Origin of the sequence: Candidatus Liberibacter africanus PTSAPSY (genome assembly GCF_001021085.1) — a bacterium.
GTDB classification, from domain to species: domain Bacteria; phylum Pseudomonadota; class Alphaproteobacteria; order Rhizobiales; family Rhizobiaceae; genus Liberibacter; species Liberibacter africanus.
This window is the reverse complement of sequence record NZ_CP004021.1, coordinates 912,790-931,653: the sequence shown is the minus strand read 5'-3', so window position 1 is coordinate 931,653 and position 18,864 is coordinate 912,790. Positions and strand designations below refer to the sequence as shown.

The window sequence follows — 18,864 nt, the reverse complement described above, 5'->3', positions numbered from 1 at the left end:
CATTACTCCATTAGATCATGCATGTAGTCATTTTTTGCACGTCCATTATGATGGATTGCCAAGAATCTGAGAATCATACATTTTCTTATATAAACTACCATCTTTTTGCTGCAATAAGTATTTTTGGTCTCCCATTTCAGATACTTTTCCGTTTTCTATAAAAATAATCTGATCTGCCTCGGTAATTGTTGATATCCTATGAGCAATCACAATTGTAGTACGTCCTTTCATTAAACGAGAAAGAGCTTGACGAATAAGACTTTCAGTATGCGTATCTAAGGCACTAGTAGCTTCATCTAATACAAGAATTTGACTATCGCGTAACATAGCACGCGCAATTGCTATACGCTGCTTCTGTCCTCCAGAAAGATTGCTACCATTTTCTCCTACATGCGTATCATATCCCTGAGGCAAATTCATAATAAACTCATGTGCATTAGCAGATTTAGCCACTTCGATCATTTCTTCTTCTGTAGCCATAAGACGTCCTACAAGAATATTATACCGCACCGTATTAGAAAACAAAAAAATATCCTGCCCAACATATGAGATGCGTTCCCGTAAAGAAGAAAAACTAATGTCACGAACATTAATCCCATCAATCTCAATTGATCCAGATGACGGATCATACATACGCATTAATAAGTTAACGATCGTCGATTTTCCACTTCCCGAATGGCCAACTAAAGCTGTCATTTTTTCATTTTCGAAACACAGATTTATTCCCGAGAGGACAGGATGTCCTGGATGATATGAAAAACAGACATCCCGAAATACAACCTGTCCTTTCCCGGCAGGCAAATCTACTGCATTAGGGCTTTCCTGTATTGTAATAGGATGATCAAGAATAGAAAACATGCAACGTACCCCAACCATTCCTCCTTCTAAAGTAATGCGAGTACGTGCTATACGCTTTGCTGGTTCATATGCCATAAGCAAAGCCGTAATAAAGGACATGATTTCACCAGCATTGCTAGTGCCTTTTTTAGAGACTAAAAAAGCAGAAAAAAGAATAATTCCTGCTATAGATAACCCTGAAATAGTTTCCATGATTGGACTTGTCGCAGATTCTATCTTAGCAACCTTATTCAAACGATCTTCAACTGCTTTTATCATATCACACATGCGCTGATTCATAACTTCTTCCATTGCAAAAGATTTGACAATCCGGATACCTATAACAGTCTCTTGCAAATTTTGAATAATATGACCAGTCGCGACCAAACCTTGTTCCATAATACAACGTACCTTTTTAACTAGAATACGAATACCTAAAATACAAAGAGGCCCTATAATAATTGTACAAAATGATAAAGTCGGTTCTTGTAGAAACATTACTACTATCAAACCGATGAGTGATAAAAAATCTCGAAGAAAAGAAGTAATGAGTATATCAATAACACTTCTTACTGACTGCGTAGCGTGGATGAACCGTACCTGCAAATCCGAAGATTGACTACTATCGTAAAAGTCCATACCATACTGAAGAAGGCGATGATAAATTTTCTTCTGCTGTTCTGCAATAATGGAGTTACCCGCACAACTCAAATAGTAATTTTGCACAAAAGATGCTATACCTTTAACAATGAATATTATTGCTACTGTACTAGAAACAGTAATAATATGAAACATATCCTTTGATACAACCATTGCATTCATCACATCACGCATAATCCATGCACTAGATGACGTCATTGCAGAAACAATTATCATTGCAATAATGGACACAGAATACCACCATGCATGCTTATGAATATTCTCTTTTGCAATACGCAACAGAATCTCTCTATCGGCAGGAGATAATATCTTATCTAACACAAAAAAAATTCCTCATTATTGAAAAAATAATCCCCCTTCTTTAAAAATAGATAATACGATACTTGAATGTTTTTAGACGATTAATTATTAATTAGTATCCCAATATCAAATTGGTTTATTTATACCAAATAAGATTTATTACTTCGAAAAGTAATAAATGTAAAAAAACAACCACCTAAATTCACATCTATTTCTATTGAAAAAACAATGCCAAAAAACTATTTAATTGCGATAATATTATATTTTATATACATATCATCCTTAATTATACTGAGAATTGTCTAGAATAATAGATCACTATATTTTTATAGTATAATCCCAAATTAAAAAAATAATTTTAATAGGTATTGCATCAATAATTGTTAATAACCCGATATGAAAAAACGATTATTTTCAATCATTGCTGAATTTTATTATCCCATCTTCTGATATGACCTCTTCTCTCCTTACGGTTTTATATATGATCATCGCCTAATGCTACTTAAAATTAACATAAGGTATATCAAAGAAAAATAATTTTACACCTACTTATCTAGTTTTTCTTTAATTCACCTTTAATCGCGCATAATGTCGTCGGCTCCTTTCAATTATCTCCCCACCTAAATTATACAATAAAGGATAGCAAATAATAGCATATAAAATCATCGAGTCGTTCATATTTACCGCCTCAACTGCAAAGAATGGCAATTATTTTCCACCCTACAAAGCAAACTTCAACACTACCTTTTATTGATTTTATTTTATTGAAGTGTTTTTTTAAAGTTTTATGATACCTATTTTATCTTAACAAAACTCATCATCCCCCTAGTATCGACAGCATTTATGGATTTATCTTTGAACCATTGAAACGAGTTTAAAGTATTAAATATATGAAATTAAGCCAGGTGTTTTTCCATTATTTCCCATATTTAAATTCCCTCAGATTCTAAGTTTCGTGCTACTGTTAACGTGGAGATATTCCTTTAGCTACAGTTAATTTTTCTCCTAGGATATCGGAACAATCTTTTGTCCAAAGTTGGTATATGTCTAAGAATATCTTGTTCTACCGCTTCTATGCACGCTTTAGGAAAATTGAAAATCATATCATTTTTCCATGATAATCTTGTACTTTTTCTAAAACCCATCTTTAGCGTCGAACGTATTCTTTTAATCTTCCTTTTAAAAATTGATTGTTTTTTACTCTACTATTGAGAGTAATTTATTATCCTCCAGCATTTAGATCTACATCCGCAATGAAGTGCAATGATTCACTATTTATTGGAGAAGTAGAAGGAAATACCATATAATGGTAGAAGATAGTTAGAAAAAATAATCACTAAAATATCCTCAAATTAGCCAATGGAATACGCTTAGGCATTCAAAATTTAAGGATTATTTCTTTTCCCATTATATCCGAATCCATAAATAAGATGCAGAGTAAATCGATATAAAACGTTTAAATTGAATGCCTTACTATACCTCGATATTATACTCTCTAATTTTGCGATAAAGAGTAGAACGCCCTATACCAAGCCTTCTAGCAACTTCGCTCATCTGTTCTCGATATAATTTTATTGCTAATCCAATCACTTCTTTTTCAATATCAGATAAACGACGTACTTCTCCATCTTGGTCAAGAGCAGCAATACTTTTGTCAGACAGAAGATCGCTATTTTCACTTATCGTATAACAAGTATCTAATTTTTTTGAACTGATTTGTGCTTTTTTCCCCGGTAGTAAAAACATAAAATCATCTGCTGTAATATAAGATTTTTTCAGACCAATTACAGATCGTAGTATAGTATTTTTAAGCTCTTGCGCATTATCAGACCAATGATAATCGGTTAATAAAGCAAGAGCTTCATCCGATATATTAATATTATTTAGACTATTCGCCACACAAAAAGATTTCAAAAAAAAGTGTGCCAACCATGGAATATCCATTGGACGATCACGCAATGAAGGAATTTTTATAAGAAAAACACTAATTTTATAATATAGATCTTTACGGAATACATTTTTTTCTTGAAGTAAATTTTTCTCTGTCAGAAAAATAAGCCGAACGTCTATTTTTCGAGAAGCTTCAGAATCATATAATCTCAATTTCCCTGTTTTTATAAAATGGTAAATCCTGCTTTGTACCCTCAAAGGTAATGCATCTGGTTCTTCTAAAACGATAGTACCTCCATTTGCTTCAATAAATTTTCCAAGATACTGCGTACTATTTTTAGTTTTTAAATCCACATTACCAAATAAAATATGCTCAATTTTATCTTGATCAAAAAATCTACAATTCACAATCACGAAAGGAGACAATGAACGCCTTCCAGATGCATGAATAGAATTAGCTATTTTTTTTTTCCCGACACCAAATTCCCCTTCTATCATCAATGGAGTCGCACAATCTACCGCCTTCCACGCTAAATCTAATACGTGAGTCATGGCAGGACTCACGGCAACTAAAGAATTCAACGTACAATCTTCAACGGCTTGCATAGCAGATACTAAATTTTTTTCTAAAACAGATATAATAGAATCGCAAATATAGTCTTTTGAAACGATATTGAAAAAAAATTTAACGATTCTATCATGTAGAAAATAACGAATACTTTTCATATCATCTTGTCTCGTTTGTACAACAATCGGAACAAGTGGTATATTTTCTACAATGTTTTTTAAAATGTTTCTTTTATCTCTCTCAAATTTCATAAGACTTAAAAAAATTACATCTACTCGTATCTTATACGAAACCAATGCATCCGAATTATTTACAATAAAAACATCATATCCATATGATTTTAAATAACTTTTTATAAAATTGCTTTGTTCGTCATCCTCATCTATAATTAAAACCCCTTTGCGATAATTCATGCTCTTTACTTTAGGCATTTTTTTCACTTTTCCTTCATTATAGAATAAAAAACCCAATACCTATCAGAGTACTGATTATAGTTAAAAAAAATGTTGGATTTATTGTTTTAATTTTAGGAAAATTATTTCACAAATAATCAAATTGCTTTCTATTCTGTATTCCAGTATAATCTTTTCTATTCTTTTAACCGGTGGGCCTAAAAAATAATGACGAAATATTTTGATGTTAAATATCGCGCCAGTGCGTTATTCCCTAGAATTTTTGGTGATATAGAAACAACAACTCATTCTCAAGAAAATCTAGGAAATCTTCCTCGTTGGAATTTAAATGATCTATATCCATCTCATGATAGCCAAGAAATTAAGGATGATCTCGAACGCATTGAACATGAAAGCTTAGCTTTTAGATCACGCTGGAAAGGTAATTTAACACACGCCGCCAGTCAGAAAGATTGTCATGGATTAGGCGCGGCTATTACTGAATATGAAAGAATTGCTGAACTCATCGGGCGTATTGCATCCTATGCAGTGTTATTATACCACTGCAATTTGTCGGATCAAATCATCCGAAAATTTTATACAGATATCATGGCAAAGCTGACTGATTTTGAAAAAACACTCATCTTTTTCACACTAGAGATAAATGATCTAGATGATACGATTTTAGAAAAATCATATGCTCAAGATTCTTTAACACCTAAATACTCTTCTTGGATAAACAATATAAGAAAAATTAAGAAACATCTATTGTCAAACGAGATGGAATGCCTCTTTTCCGACACATCTCAAACAGGTAGAGACGCACTCAAACGTTTTTTCTCTGAAACTCTAGAATCTCTACGATTTAAAGTAAATGACAAAAAAATTTCTTTGACAAATGCATATCAATTACTACTTGATTCTGATAGAGAAGTTCGTAAATCAACTGCTAAAGCGCTATCTCACACATTTAAGAAAAGCAGCTATATTTTTTCTTTTATTACCAATACTCTAGCAAAAGATGAAGAAATTCAAGATCATTGGAGAAAATATGAAAATGTTGCTGACAGTCGTCACTTGTCCAATGATGTAGAACCATGCGTGATAGAGGCTCTCACGCAATCTGTGAAGAATTACTATCCAAATATATCACACAGATATTATGAGTTGAAGAAAAAATGGTTAAAATTAGATAATATGTATTTTTGGGATCGCCTCGCTCCCCTACCAGGAACATCCAAAACTATCATTCCTTTTGAGGAAGCACAAGATATCGTTCTTAAATCTTATTTTAAATTTTCTCCTCAAATGTCTACAATTGCAGAAAAGTTTTTTACTCACAATTGGATTGATGCTCCTCGATATGATGGGAAAGGATCAGGAGCTTTTGCACATAGCTCTGTACCCTCAGTTCATCCTTATATATTCTTGAACTATGCAGGGAAACCACAAGACGTTAAAACACTATCTCATGAGCTAGGACATGGCATTCATCAAGTTCTTGCATCAAAAGCACAAGGAATACTAACAGCTAATGCTTCTCTCACATTAGCAGAGACTGCTTCTATTTTTGGTGAAACTTTGACTTTTGATTCTTTGATCCAAGCAACTTCTAATAAAGAAGAGCGCAAAATACTTCTAGCAAATAGGATTGAAGATGCACTGAATACTATCGTACGACAAATTTCCTTCTACGATTTTGAGCTTAAATTGCATATAGAACGCCGATCTACCGGGAATATTCCTGATTATAGAATCAATGAAATTTGGCTTGAAACTCAAAAAGAATCTCTTGGTCCTGCTGTTGATTTAAGTGATTTGGAATATGGTAGTTTCTGGATGATGGTTCCTCATTTTATTGATTGCCCTTTTTACGTATATTCATATGCTTTTGGTAATTGTCTCGTCAATTCACTATATGAGATATACAAAAGCAATACTATCAGTGATTTTCAGGAAAAATATCTTAATATCCTACGTGCAGGAAATTCAAAGCATTACTCAGAACTTCTTTTACCCTTCAATATTAATCTTGCTGATCCAAATTTTTGGAATAAAGGATTACAAGTGGTAGAAAGAATGATCAATGACCTTGAAAAATTGTAATTGAAAATATTTTATTACTTGTTGGCACGACTAGAAAAATATTTTTTTCCAGTCGTTGTTGCTACATGCAAAGAAATAATAGTAATTATTGCCAACTAATCATATAGAAAGAATTATTAACTCTTAACCAAGTCATATTTTAAAAATAAAAAAGTTTATTAAATAATTAACACATAAGGAAAAGTATATAGTACCACTTCCTAGAAAATAAAATTTACTTCCCTGAATTATTTACAACTTATATTTTTATTTATTATTACCCGCTATCGCTAACACTGCTGTATCAATAATTTCCCTTGTACCAACAGCAGAAGGTAAAATATGCACTGGTAATGCTGAACCCAATAAAATTGTCCCAATATACAATCCATTTGGAATAGATTCTACCATTTCCAAGGAAACACTTGCAAAATCAATATTAGGAAAAACTAATAAGTGAGCATTGTGAGAGTTCGATATATCTTGCATAGATTGCGCACAGAAAATATCAGAAAAATTATTTTTTTCTTGTATGATGTCATCAATACCTGATTCCTTAAACAGTTCGCGTATCTTCTCAAAAGATTCGCGCATTTTTAAAGAACTCTTTGTACCATGAAATCTACTATCAGAAGGATATAATAAAGAAACTTGTGATTTCATTCCAAGAGAACGTATTGTCTGAGATGCTAATAGCGTATTTTCTGCTATCTCTGTTGCAGAGGGATCGACGGAAACACTTGTATCTGTTAAGAAAAATACTTTACCCTGTATAATGAATATACTCACTGCGGAATAATTACTAATACCAGATCTTTTCCCTATAATTTTATTAATATCTGTTAAATGACTTTCATAGCTACTTTCAGATTGAGATATACCAATCATCGCATCTGCTTTTCCGCTTTTAAGCGCTAAAATACTCAAAGTCACAGCATTAGAACGAAGCAAATCATACGCTTCATCAGAAGATATGCCATTTTCGCCATTTAATGAACAATACAAATCCACATAATATTTAAGAGATTGCCTATTATTCGGATCAATAATATCAAAGTCTTTTTCAGCAATAATTTGCAAATCATGGCAACGAATATTTTCTTGAATAGTATCAGCAGAACCTACAAGAACTGGTCTAGCTATCTTTTCTTTTATTAATAATTGCGCAGCACGCAAAACAGAATCATTTTCACCTAAAGAAAATATAACACGTTTTGAATCCGCATTTTTTGCAATAGAAAAAAATCTTTTCATCAATGATCTTCCTGGAAACAAAAAACGTTTTAAGGAATCACTATAATGGTCATAATCTTTAATCGGAGAAGAAGCAACTCCCGTTTCTTCGGCAGCCTTAGCAACTGCAGGAGCAATGTACAACATCAAATTAGAATCAAAAGGAGATGGAATAAGGTAATTCGGCCCAAAAACAGGAGATTCTTTCGAAAAATCATCAAATACTGCATCAGGAGGAACATCACGAACCAATGCAGCCATAGCACGCGCCGCCGCAACCTTCATCTCTTCATTTATAGAAGTCGCCCCACAATCTAATGCCCCTCTAAAAATATAAGGGAAACAAAGGACATTGTTAACCTGATTAGAAAAATCAGAACGACCCGTGCAAATCATTGCATCCGGCCGATTTTTTTTCACCTCATCAGGCATAATCTCAGGAATTGGATTAGCCAAAGTCATAATCAATGGATTTTTAGCCATATATTGTAAAACAGTAGAATCAAGAGCTCCTGCAACAGATAAACCAAGGAATACGTCAGCATCTTGCATTGTCTCAGCAAGTGTCTTTGGACCACTATTCTGAGCGTAAACTGCTTTCCACTTATCTATTTTTTTCTTACGATTTTTATACACAAGACCTTCTAAATCATGAACCCAAATATTCTCTCGTCGCACTCCCATTGTAACTAATAGATTCAAGCAAGCCAATGCAGCGGCTCCCGCTCCTAAAGTGACAATTTTAATATCACTAAATTCTTTACCTACCAATTTCATTCCATTGAGAACTGCAGCCGTAACAGTAACAGCTGTTCCATGCTGATCATCATGAAGACAAGCTATTTTTAATTTTTGCGATAAAATTTTTTCTACTTCAAAACACTCCGGAGCTTTAATATCTTCTAAGTTAATACCTCCGAATGTTGGTTCCAATGCGGTAATTGTTGAAACCATTGTGTCAACATCTGTTGCATCAATTTCTATATCAAATACATCAATTCCCGCAAATTTCTTAAATAATACTGCCTTTCCTTCCATCACAGGCTTAGAAGCTAAAGGACCAATATTCCCCAACCCAAGAACAGCAGAACCATTAGAAATTACCGCCACAAGATTAGAACGATTAGTATACATAGCAGCTTTAGAAGGATCTTTAGCAATCATCATACAAGGAGCTGCCACACCTGGAGAATACGCCAGAGAAAGATCTTTTTGATCATTCAATATTTTAGTTGCATTAATTTCTAATTTCCCTGGAGAAGGATATTGATGATATAAAAGAGCTTGTTTAAATAAATCATCTTCTTTTTTGAAATTGAGGATTTTGTGTTTTTTCTGACGATTTATTTTCCATAAATTAAAATCCTTCTTTCATATTCCGAACATAACATAAATTATGTAATGACCAACCACTATATGATACCTTATCCAATACCTCTATCTTGAATTTTAACGATCACTTTAAGATATGTGCAATTCACTCTATTCTTCGAAAAACCATATGGAAGTATAGTATTTCGGTTAAATTTTCCTCACTATAATCCCTGATTATGACTAACAAAACATAAAACAACTAAGGTATTATAAATAAAAATCGGAAACGCAATTTAAAATAATAGCATTCTTTCCACATCAAAGAATATATACATGTATTTATCTATACCCCATATTGCTGGAAATTGGCAATAACCAGAAGATAAAAAATAGATGAAATATACAATAACAACTATAAATAAATCTATGCAGGACGATTTTACAATTGTTTATTTTTCAATAATTACGGGAAAACACGCCACATTATCTAGTTTTAATAGTACAATTATTGGATAAATACCATGGAAAAATAAAATTACAAGGATCTAATAGTATATTAAACAATAATTTTCATCCTATTATCTCCTTAATCTAAAAAAATAAAATTATAAAAATCACTTTTTTATAATTTATTTAAATTTTTTCACTGTTATATTAATAAGAAATTGGTCAAATTTATCAACAGATCTTCCTGTCAAACATATATTGGATTTCTTATTAGTAATATAAAATATTTATGATTGAAGGTTATAAATTCAAAAAACTTTCTCTCTGATTAAATAAGTATACTAGATTCATCGAAATACCGATATCTATTCCCATATATTTTATTGTTGCTAGAACAATTATATTTTTTCTACCATCGTAAGAGCATCTTTAATTATGCGAAATAAAAAAACTGTTCACATCTTTCACAAAGGCTAAACATTGTGATCTAATGATGAAAATCAAGAGATCAATTCCTTTAAAATAGCGAATATCATTATAATTCCAATATCAGTACAAATTTATGATATTTCAGCGCTACTCATCAATTTCCTAATAACCTTACCGTAAAAATTAATTATGACGCAAAACAGCTACTATAATAGCACAACAAAAAATTACATAATATATTACTCATATATTACTACTATTCTGATATCATCCCTTGAACGGTTGTGTTGTTACAATCTTGATCCGATAAAGAATTAGATCTTTCTTTAAGAATCATTTGATCTCTATTCATAGCAATACGACGTTTTTCGTGCAAAATAGCCCCTGTTCCTGCAGGAATCAAACGACCTACAATAACATTTTCTTTAAGACCTTCTAACATATCAACTTTACCAGCAATTGCTGCTTCTGTAAGAACTTTTGTTGTTTCCTGAAAGGAAGCAGCTGACATAAATGAGTTAGTATCTAGAGAAGCCCTTGTAATACCTTGAAGTACAAGAGAAAAAGAAATCTCTTTCTTCCCTTCTTGTACACGAGATTTATTCAACTCTTCTATTTCGATGCGATCAACAACATCGCCTAATATATATTCAGTATCAACTGGATCAGTAATTTCAACTTTCTGCAACATTTGACGTAACACAGTTTCTAGATGCTTATCATTGATCGTCACACCTTCTAGAAGATAAACTTCTTGAACCTCATTAATGAGATAAGAGGCCAATGCTTCTATGCCCTTTATTCTTAAAATATCATGCGGAACAGGATTCCCATCAAGAATATAATCACCTTTTTCAACATGATCCCCATCCTGTAAATAAAAATGTTTATTTTTTGGGATAAAGTATTCGACAGGATCGATGCCTTCTTCAAAAGGTTCAATCAATACGCGAGATTTGTTCTTATAATTTCTTTTTATTCTAATAGTCCCGCTAATTTCTGCTAATATAGCATGATTTTTAGGACGACGTGCTTCAAAAAGCTCAGCAACTCGTGGCAATCCACTCGTGATATCTTTCGTCTTAGCACTAGATATTGGCCAACGAGACAAAACATCCCCTGTAGAAACTTTTTGTCCAGGAGAGACAGAAAGAATCGCATCTACCGGCAAAAAGAATCGAGCATCTGTTCCACGAGCAAATTTCAACACAGCACCATTTTCATCTTTAACAACGATAGCTGGTTTTAAATTTTGACCTCGACTAGTAAATCGCCAATCAATAACTTTTCTTTTAGCAATACCTGTAGATTCACCAATGCTTTCTATCACAGAAATACCATCCACAAGATCCTCAAATTCTACAGTTCCAGAAACTTCGGTTATCATTGGGAAAGTATGGGGATCCCATTCAGAAATACGCTGCCCACATTTTATTTCATCACCATCATCAACAAATAGTTTAGCACCATACATAATACGATGTGAAGATTGCTCTTGCCCAGATGTATCCAAAATTTGAAGTGTTGTATTACGACCCATTGAAATAAGGTCATTTGTAGAATTACGACAAACACTACGATTTTTGATCTTGACCGTCCCCTCACAAGAGGACTCAAGAAAAGATCGATCCATAACTGTCACCGCACCTCCAAGATGGAAAGTACGCATTGTCAACTGTGTTCCAGGCTCACCTATTGACTGAGCGGCAATCACACCGACAGCTTCACCTACGTTAACAAGAGTTCCTCGAGCGAGATCCCGACCATAACAAAGAGAACATACTCCTTTACTAGCTTCACAAGTTAACACAGAACGGATCTTCACAGAACGAATACCACATTTCTCAATTTCATTAACATGTGATTCAAGTATTAAATTACCGGCACTTATAATGCATTCATTTGTAGATGGATTGATAATATCATCAAGAGTAGTACGTCCTAAAATTCTATTCCCAAGAGAATAAACTACTTGTCCTGAATCTACTATATGCGTAATAGTCAAACCTTTTTTCGTCTTACAATCAACTTGATTGACAATGCAATTCTGAGCAACATCTACAAGTCTACGACTTAAGTAACCAGAACTAGCAGTTCTCATAACAACATCAAGCAATCCTTTACGACCACCGACACAAGATTGGAAGAACTCAAATCCATAAAGACCGTCTTTAAAGTGAGAACGAATAGGAGATTCAATAATTTCCCCTGATGGCTTCGCTATCAAACCTCTCATTCCACCAAGCTGACGCATCTGATGTATAGAACTACGGGCACCAGAATGAGACATCATAAATATAGAATTCATCTGCTTTTGACGACCAGTTTCTGGATCAAATTCAACTTGTTTAATACGCGCCATCATTTCTTCGGTCACTTTATCAGTTGTCTTACCCCATAAATCAACGACTTTATTATATTTTTCACCACGTGTAATCAATCCATCATTATATTGATTTTCATATTCTTTAACCATCTCATCGGCTTTGGCAATAATACTTTCCTTTGACTCAGGAACAATTATATCATCTTTACCAAAAGAAATTCCAGAAGAACACGCATAACGAAATCCTAAACGCATAAGGTCATCACAGAAAGAAACCGTACTTTTCTGTCCACAATGACGATAAATCGCATCTACCATGGACGAAATGTTTTTCTTAATCATTTCCTGATTGCAAAGATCAAACGAAATATTATGATGGCGAGGTAATATTTCACCTATAATCATACGCCCTGGAGTTGTATCATATACTGTTGAAGTCCAATTGCCTTTTTCATCAATATTTTTATATCTTCCACGAATTTTTGAATGCAACGTCACTACTTTATGCTCAAGTGCATGATATACCTCGCTGATATCAGCAAAAATCATTCCTTCACCTGGCTCTCCTTCATGAACAATAGACAAATAATAAAGACCTAAAACCATATCTTGCGAAGGAACTACAACGGGAACTCCACTTGCTGGATGCAAAAGATTATTTGTAGATAACATCAATACACGTGCTTCCAACTGCGCTTCAGGAGAAATAACGACATAAACTGCCATCTGATCTCCATCAAAGTCAGCATTATACCCTGCACATACCAAAGGATGAAGCTGAATAGCTTTTCCACTTATAATCTTTGGTTCAAAAGCCTGCATACTTAAACGATGCAAACTCGGAGCACGATTAAGCAATACGACATGTTGGTGAACAACCTCAGCAAGCACATCCCAAACTTCAGGCTTCTCTTTTTCAACAAACTTTTTAGCTTGTTTAACAGTAGAAACATATCCTTTTTTTTCTAACTGTGCATATAAGAAAGGTTTGAATAATTCAAGTGCCATTAGCTTAGGAAGTCCGCACTGATGCAAAAGTAACTCTGGACCTGCCACAATAACACTACGACCAGAATAATCGACTCTCTTTCCAAGAAGATTTGTTCTAAATCGCCCCTGTTTACCTTTCAACATATCAGACAACGACTTCAAAGGACGCCTATTTGCACCGGTTACCACACGCTTATGGCGCCCATTATCAAACAAAGCATCAACCGATTCTTGCAACATTCTCTTCTCATTGCGCACAATAATGTCTGGAGCATGCAAACTTTTTAATCTCATCAATCGATTATTTCTACCAATAACCCGACGATATAAATCATTTAAATCAGAAGCTGCAAATCTTCCAAAATCAAGAGCTACTAACGGCCTTAAATCAGGAGGAAGAACAGGAATAACGGTCATAACCATCCATTCAGGTTTATTCCCTGAAATGATAAAATTATCCACAATTTTAAGGCGTTTTATTATCTTTTTTCTTCTAAAAATAGAAGAAGATTTACTTAGTTGACTACGCAAAGTAATAGCCAAATTCTGTAAATCCAATCCAATTAATAACTCGCGTATTGCATCTGCGCCCATCATAGCAGTAAATTGATCGTGCCCAAATTGATTTACTGCTTCTACATATTCTTCTTCTGTCAAAATTTGATATTTTTCTAATGAAGATAGACCAGGATCAACAACAACGTAACTCTCAAAATATAAAACACGCTCTACATCTTTTAAAGTCATATCAAGTAACATAGATATACGAGATGGCAAAGATTTAAGAAACCACGGATGAGCAACAGGACAAGCCAACTGAATATGAGCCATGCGATCCCGGCGAACAGAAGATAACGTCACCTCCACACCGCACTTTTCACAAATAATTCCCTTATACTTCATGCGCTTATACTTACCACATATACATTCGTAGTCTTTAATAGGACCAAAAATACGCGCGCAAAATAAACCGTCTCTTTCCGGTTTAAAAGTACGATAATTAATTGTCTCAGGCTTTTTTATCTCACCATAAGACAATGATATAATCTTTTCTGGAGAGGCAATTGAAATCCTGACGGAATCAAATTCTCTATCATCTGTCCAAGGATTTAAAAATCTCATAACCTCTTGCTGCATATTTTATCTCTCCCATTCAAAGGCAAAATATCCAAAAAAAAAGAAAAATTCTTTCTTCTCTATTATCTCTTATTCATATTTACTTAAATCAGAAATTTTTTTGCTTTTGCGCTGTTTTTTGTGTGCGAATTTTCTAAATCAATACTCAAACCTAAAGCTTGCATTTCTTTAATTAAAACATTGAAACTCTCCGGTATACCTGTTTCAAAAGTATTGTTTCCTGCGACAATAGATTCATAAACTTTAGTACGACCCACAACATCGTCAGACTTGATTGTCAGCATTTCTTGCAAAACATAAGCAGCACCATAAGCCTGCGTACATCTCACTTCCATCTCTCCTAAACGCTGACCACCTCTGTTAGATTTTCCACCTAAAGGCTGCTGTGTAACAAGTGAATAACTTCCAGTAGAACGAGCATAAACTTTATCTGAAACCATATGATTAAGCTTCAACATATAAATATACCCAACGGTCACAGGTCGATCAAATGGCTCACCAGTAATACCATCATATAAAATAGACTGTCCACTTTCATCTAAGTCAGCCATACGAAGCATCGAATTTATAGCATCTTCATCAGCCCCATCAAATACGGGCGTTGAAACAGGAACACCTGATTTCCATTGTTCTGCTAAACGCAATACAGAATCATCATCGTATTCTGATATCTTTTCAGCATGAGGACCATTTCCTATTATCTTCTCTAGAAAACTCCGCAATGGCCCTATATCACCATTAGCTTTATAATCATTGATACTACTTTTGATCTTTTTCCCAAGACCAACAGAAGCCCATCCAAGATGAGTTTCGAAAATCTGCCCAACATTCATACGAGAAGGAACACCTAATGGATTAAGTACAATATCAACAGAAGTACCATCCTCGAGAAACGGCATATCCTCACAAGGCAATATGCGAGAAACAATTCCTTTATTACCATGACGCCCAGCCATTTTATCCCCTGACTGAATTGGACGCTTCATCGCAACAAACACTTTAATCACCCTTAAAACGCCAGGAGGCATATCATCGCCCCATTGGATTTTATCAATTTTATTCTTAAAACGATTTTCAAGGATAGATTTAGAAGTTTCGTATTGAGTTTTTAAAGATTCGACATTTCGCTGTACTTTTTCATCTTGAACCGCAAACTGCCACCATTGAGAACGCTGATACCTTGAGATTAAATCACTTGAAAGAACAGATAACTTTTTAAAATCTTTAGGTCCAGAAATCGCCGTTTGACCACATAAAATTTCTTTCAGACGACTATAAACATTGCGATCTAAAATTGCCTGCTCATCATCCTTATCTCGAATAAGAAGATCAATCTGTTCTCGCTCAACAGATATAGAACGTTCATTCTTATCAACACCATGACGATTAAAAATACGAACTTCAACAACCGTACCAGACACCCCAGAAGGAACACGCAAAGATGTATCACGTACATCTACAGCTTTTTCGCCAAAAATAGCTCGCAAAAGCTTTTCTTCAGGAGTCATCGGACTTTCACCTTTAGGAGTTATCTTTCCTACTAAGATATCACCAGGATTAACCTCTGCCCCAACACAAATGATTCCACATTCATCAATATTTTTTAATCCTTCTTCTGATACATTAGGTATATCACGAGTAATTTCTTCTGGTCCTAGTTTAGTATCACGTGCCATAACTTCAAATTCTTCTATATGAATAGAAGTAAAGACATCTTCAGAAACCATACGTTCAGATATTAACATAGAATCTTCAAAATTATACCCGTGCCAAGGAACAAAAGCGACAAGCATATTACGACCAAGCGCCAGATCCCCTAAATCTGTAGATGGACCATCTGCTATAATGTCATTTCTGCGAACCTCATCTCCAACTTTCACTAGTGGACGCTGATTAACACAAGTATTTTGATTAGAACGTTGAAATTTCATCAATCGATAAATATCAACCCCAGAAGCAGAAGGATCAAGATCGTCTTCTACCACACGAATTACTATACGTATCGCATCAACCTGTTCTACGATTCCAGCACGTTTTGCAACAATAGCCGCTCCGGAACTTTTAGCGACAACCGACTCCATACCAGTACCAACAAAAGGAGCCTCCGCTTTTAACAAAGGAACCGCCTGACGTTGCATATTACAGCCCATCAAAACACGATTGGAATCATCATTTTCTAAAAATGGAATAAGTGAAGCTGCTATTGAAACCACCTGCTTAGGAGAAGCATCTATAAAGTCTATTTTTTCTTTAGGAACAAGAATTTCTTCCCCTGCACAGCGACAAAAAACTAAATCTTCTGTAAAAGCACCATTCTCATCAAGAGATGCACTGGCCTGCGAAATATAACGATTTTCTTCTTCCATAGCGGAAAGGTATACGACTTCATCCGTAACCTTACCATTACAAACTTTGCGGTACGGAGTTTCAATAAAACCATATGCATTAACACGCGCAAAAGATGTAAGAGAGCTCACCAAACCAATATTATGACCTTCTGACGTTTCTGCAGGACAAATACGACCATAATGCGTTGGATGCACATCTCGCATTTCTACCCCTGCTCTAGCTCTTGCTACACCTCCTTGACCTAAAGCAGATAAACGACGCGTGTGCGTAATACGCGAAAGAGAATTCACATGCTCTTCAAGCTGAGAAAGCTGTGAAGAACAAAAGAATTCACGAACAGCAGAAACCACAGGTTTAGCATTAATAAGATCTTGAGGCATAACAGAATCAATATCAACTGCCGAAATACGCTCCTTAATGGAACGCTCCATCCGCAATAACCCCAGACGATATTGATTTTTTAACATCTCACCGACAGAACGAACTCGCCGATTTCCTAAATTATCGATATCATCAATCGTTCCCTTGCCGTTACGCAAATCAACCAGTATCTTGATAATGGCGATAACATCTTCTTTTCTGATATAGCGCACGTCATCAGGAGTATCAAGATTCAAACGCATATTCATCTTAACACGACCAACAGTTGAAAGATCGTACTTATCAGGATTAAAAAAAAGAAAATTAAACATTGATTCTGCAGCAGCAAGAGTAGAAACATCTCCTGGGCGCATAACACGATAAATGTCTAAAAGGGCGTCTCTACGATCTTTATTCTTATCCGCTACCAATGTGCTACGCACATAAGTATTATTACTAGAATAATCAACGTGAAGAATGGATATATCTTCAATACCACAATTTAAAATTGATTCTAAACTTTCTTCATTGATCGCATCACCGACTTCACTATATATCTCGCCAGTTTCTCCATTAACAACGTCTTCTGCTACATACAAACCATTTAAACAGTCCGACGTAATCCCTAAAAACTTAACACCCTTTTCTTCTAAGTTTTTCAACAAACTCGCAGTAACTTTTTTCCCACTTTCGATAATCTTCTCACCAGTATCAACATCAAAAAGATCATAAGAAACCTTTGAATTAAGCATCAAATGAGTAGAATCAAACGGAAAACACCAAAAATCATTTCTTTTAGAATAAACAATCTTAGAATAAAAGGTAGAGAGAATCTCTTCAGAATCCATACCTAAAGCCATTAAAAAAGACGTAACGGGAATTTTACGACGTCTATCTATGCGTATATGAATAATATCCTTAGAATCAAACTCTATATCCATCCATAGACCTTGATCAGGAATAATACGACAAGCATATAACAGCTTACCCGATAAGCTCGCTTTTCCCTTATCATGATCGAAATGTATACCAGGAGAACGATGCAGTTGAGAAACAACTATACGCTGAGTACCATTAATAACAAAAGTTCCATCTTTAGTCATAAGAGGAACATCGCCCATATAAATACTCTGCTCTTTTATATCTTTGATAGATTTAGCTCCAGTAAACTCATCTACATCAAAAACAATCAAGCGTAAAATAATTTTTAACGGAACAGCATACGTCAAATCACGTCGCAAACAATCATCCACATCAAACTTTGGAGGATCAAATTCATAAGACACAAATTCAAGCATCGCAGCCCCAGAAAAAGCCTTGATTGGGAAAACAGACTTAAAAGCAGCCTGCAAACCCTCATTAGGACGATCTTCGGGAGCAGTGTTCATCATTAAAAACTGATCATAAGACGCTTTCTGAACTTCAATGAGATCAGGTATGTCAATTATCTCAGGATTTTTTCCAAAAAATTTGCGCGCACGCCCGAGACCATTGAACACAATGCCTTTCGCCATCGTTTCTCCTCATAACAAATTCATGATAAAATA

Annotated in this window: 6 protein-coding genes; 1 reads left to right on the top strand and 5 read right to left on the bottom strand. The window is 34.5% G+C overall.

The window, feature by feature from the left end; all coding sequences use genetic code 11:
• Window positions 1–45: 45 nt before the first annotated feature.
• Window positions 46–1,818, bottom strand: coding sequence for an ABC transporter ATP-binding protein (locus G293_RS04210; protein WP_047264435.1), 1,773 nt, complete (start codon window positions 1,816–1,818; stop codon window positions 46–48).
• A 1,452-nt stretch (window positions 1,819–3,270) separates the two neighbouring features.
• Window positions 3,271–4,686, bottom strand: coding sequence for a sigma-54-dependent transcriptional regulator (locus G293_RS04205; protein WP_047264434.1), 1,416 nt, complete (start codon window positions 4,684–4,686; stop codon window positions 3,271–3,273).
• Window positions 4,687–4,875: 189 nt separating this feature from the next.
• Here G293_RS04205 and G293_RS04200 point away from each other — a divergent pair, with 189 nt between their 5' ends.
• Window positions 4,876–6,753 carry a M3 family oligoendopeptidase gene (locus G293_RS04200; RefSeq protein ID WP_047264433.1) on the top strand — a complete coding sequence of 626 codons (1,878 nt, stop codon included), beginning with the start codon at window positions 4,876–4,878 and terminating at the stop codon, window positions 6,751–6,753.
• 246 nt (window positions 6,754–6,999) lie between these two features.
• Here G293_RS04200 and G293_RS04195 read toward each other — a convergent pair whose 3' ends face one another.
• From G293_RS04195 to rpoB, 3 genes are all read right to left on the bottom strand, one after another.
• Complete coding sequence (locus G293_RS04195) at window positions 7,000–9,312, bottom strand: phosphate acyltransferase (RefSeq protein ID WP_047264432.1); 2,313 nt, start codon at window positions 9,310–9,312, stop codon at window positions 7,000–7,002.
• A 1,099-nt stretch (window positions 9,313–10,411) separates the two neighbouring features.
• The gene (gene rpoC / locus G293_RS04190) at window positions 10,412–14,608 is read right to left on the bottom strand and encodes a DNA-directed RNA polymerase subunit beta' (RefSeq protein WP_047264431.1); all 4,197 of its coding nucleotides are present in this window, start codon (window positions 14,606–14,608) and stop codon (window positions 10,412–10,414) included.
• A gap of 83 nt (window positions 14,609–14,691) precedes the next feature.
• Entirely contained in the window at window positions 14,692–18,831 is a 4,140-nt protein-coding gene (gene rpoB, locus G293_RS04185; protein WP_047264430.1) for a DNA-directed RNA polymerase subunit beta, read from the bottom strand.
• Between the last annotated feature and the right edge of the window lie 33 nt (window positions 18,832–18,864).

Bases quoted from the DNA above. Each gene is read 5' to 3' on its own strand.
- G293_RS04200 (WP_047264433.1), top strand. From the start codon at position 4,876: ATGACGAAATATTTTGATGTTAAATATCGCGCCAGTGCGTTATTCCCT.
- rpoC (WP_047264431.1), bottom strand. From the start codon at position 14,608: ATGCAGCAAGAGGTTATGAGATTTTTAAATCCTTGGACAGATGATAGA.
- G293_RS04205 (WP_047264434.1), bottom strand. From the start codon at position 4,686: ATGCCTAAAGTAAAGAGCATGAATTATCGCAAAGGGGTTTTAATTATA.
- rpoB (WP_047264430.1), bottom strand. From the start codon at position 18,831: ATGGCGAAAGGCATTGTGTTCAATGGTCTCGGGCGTGCGCGCAAATTT.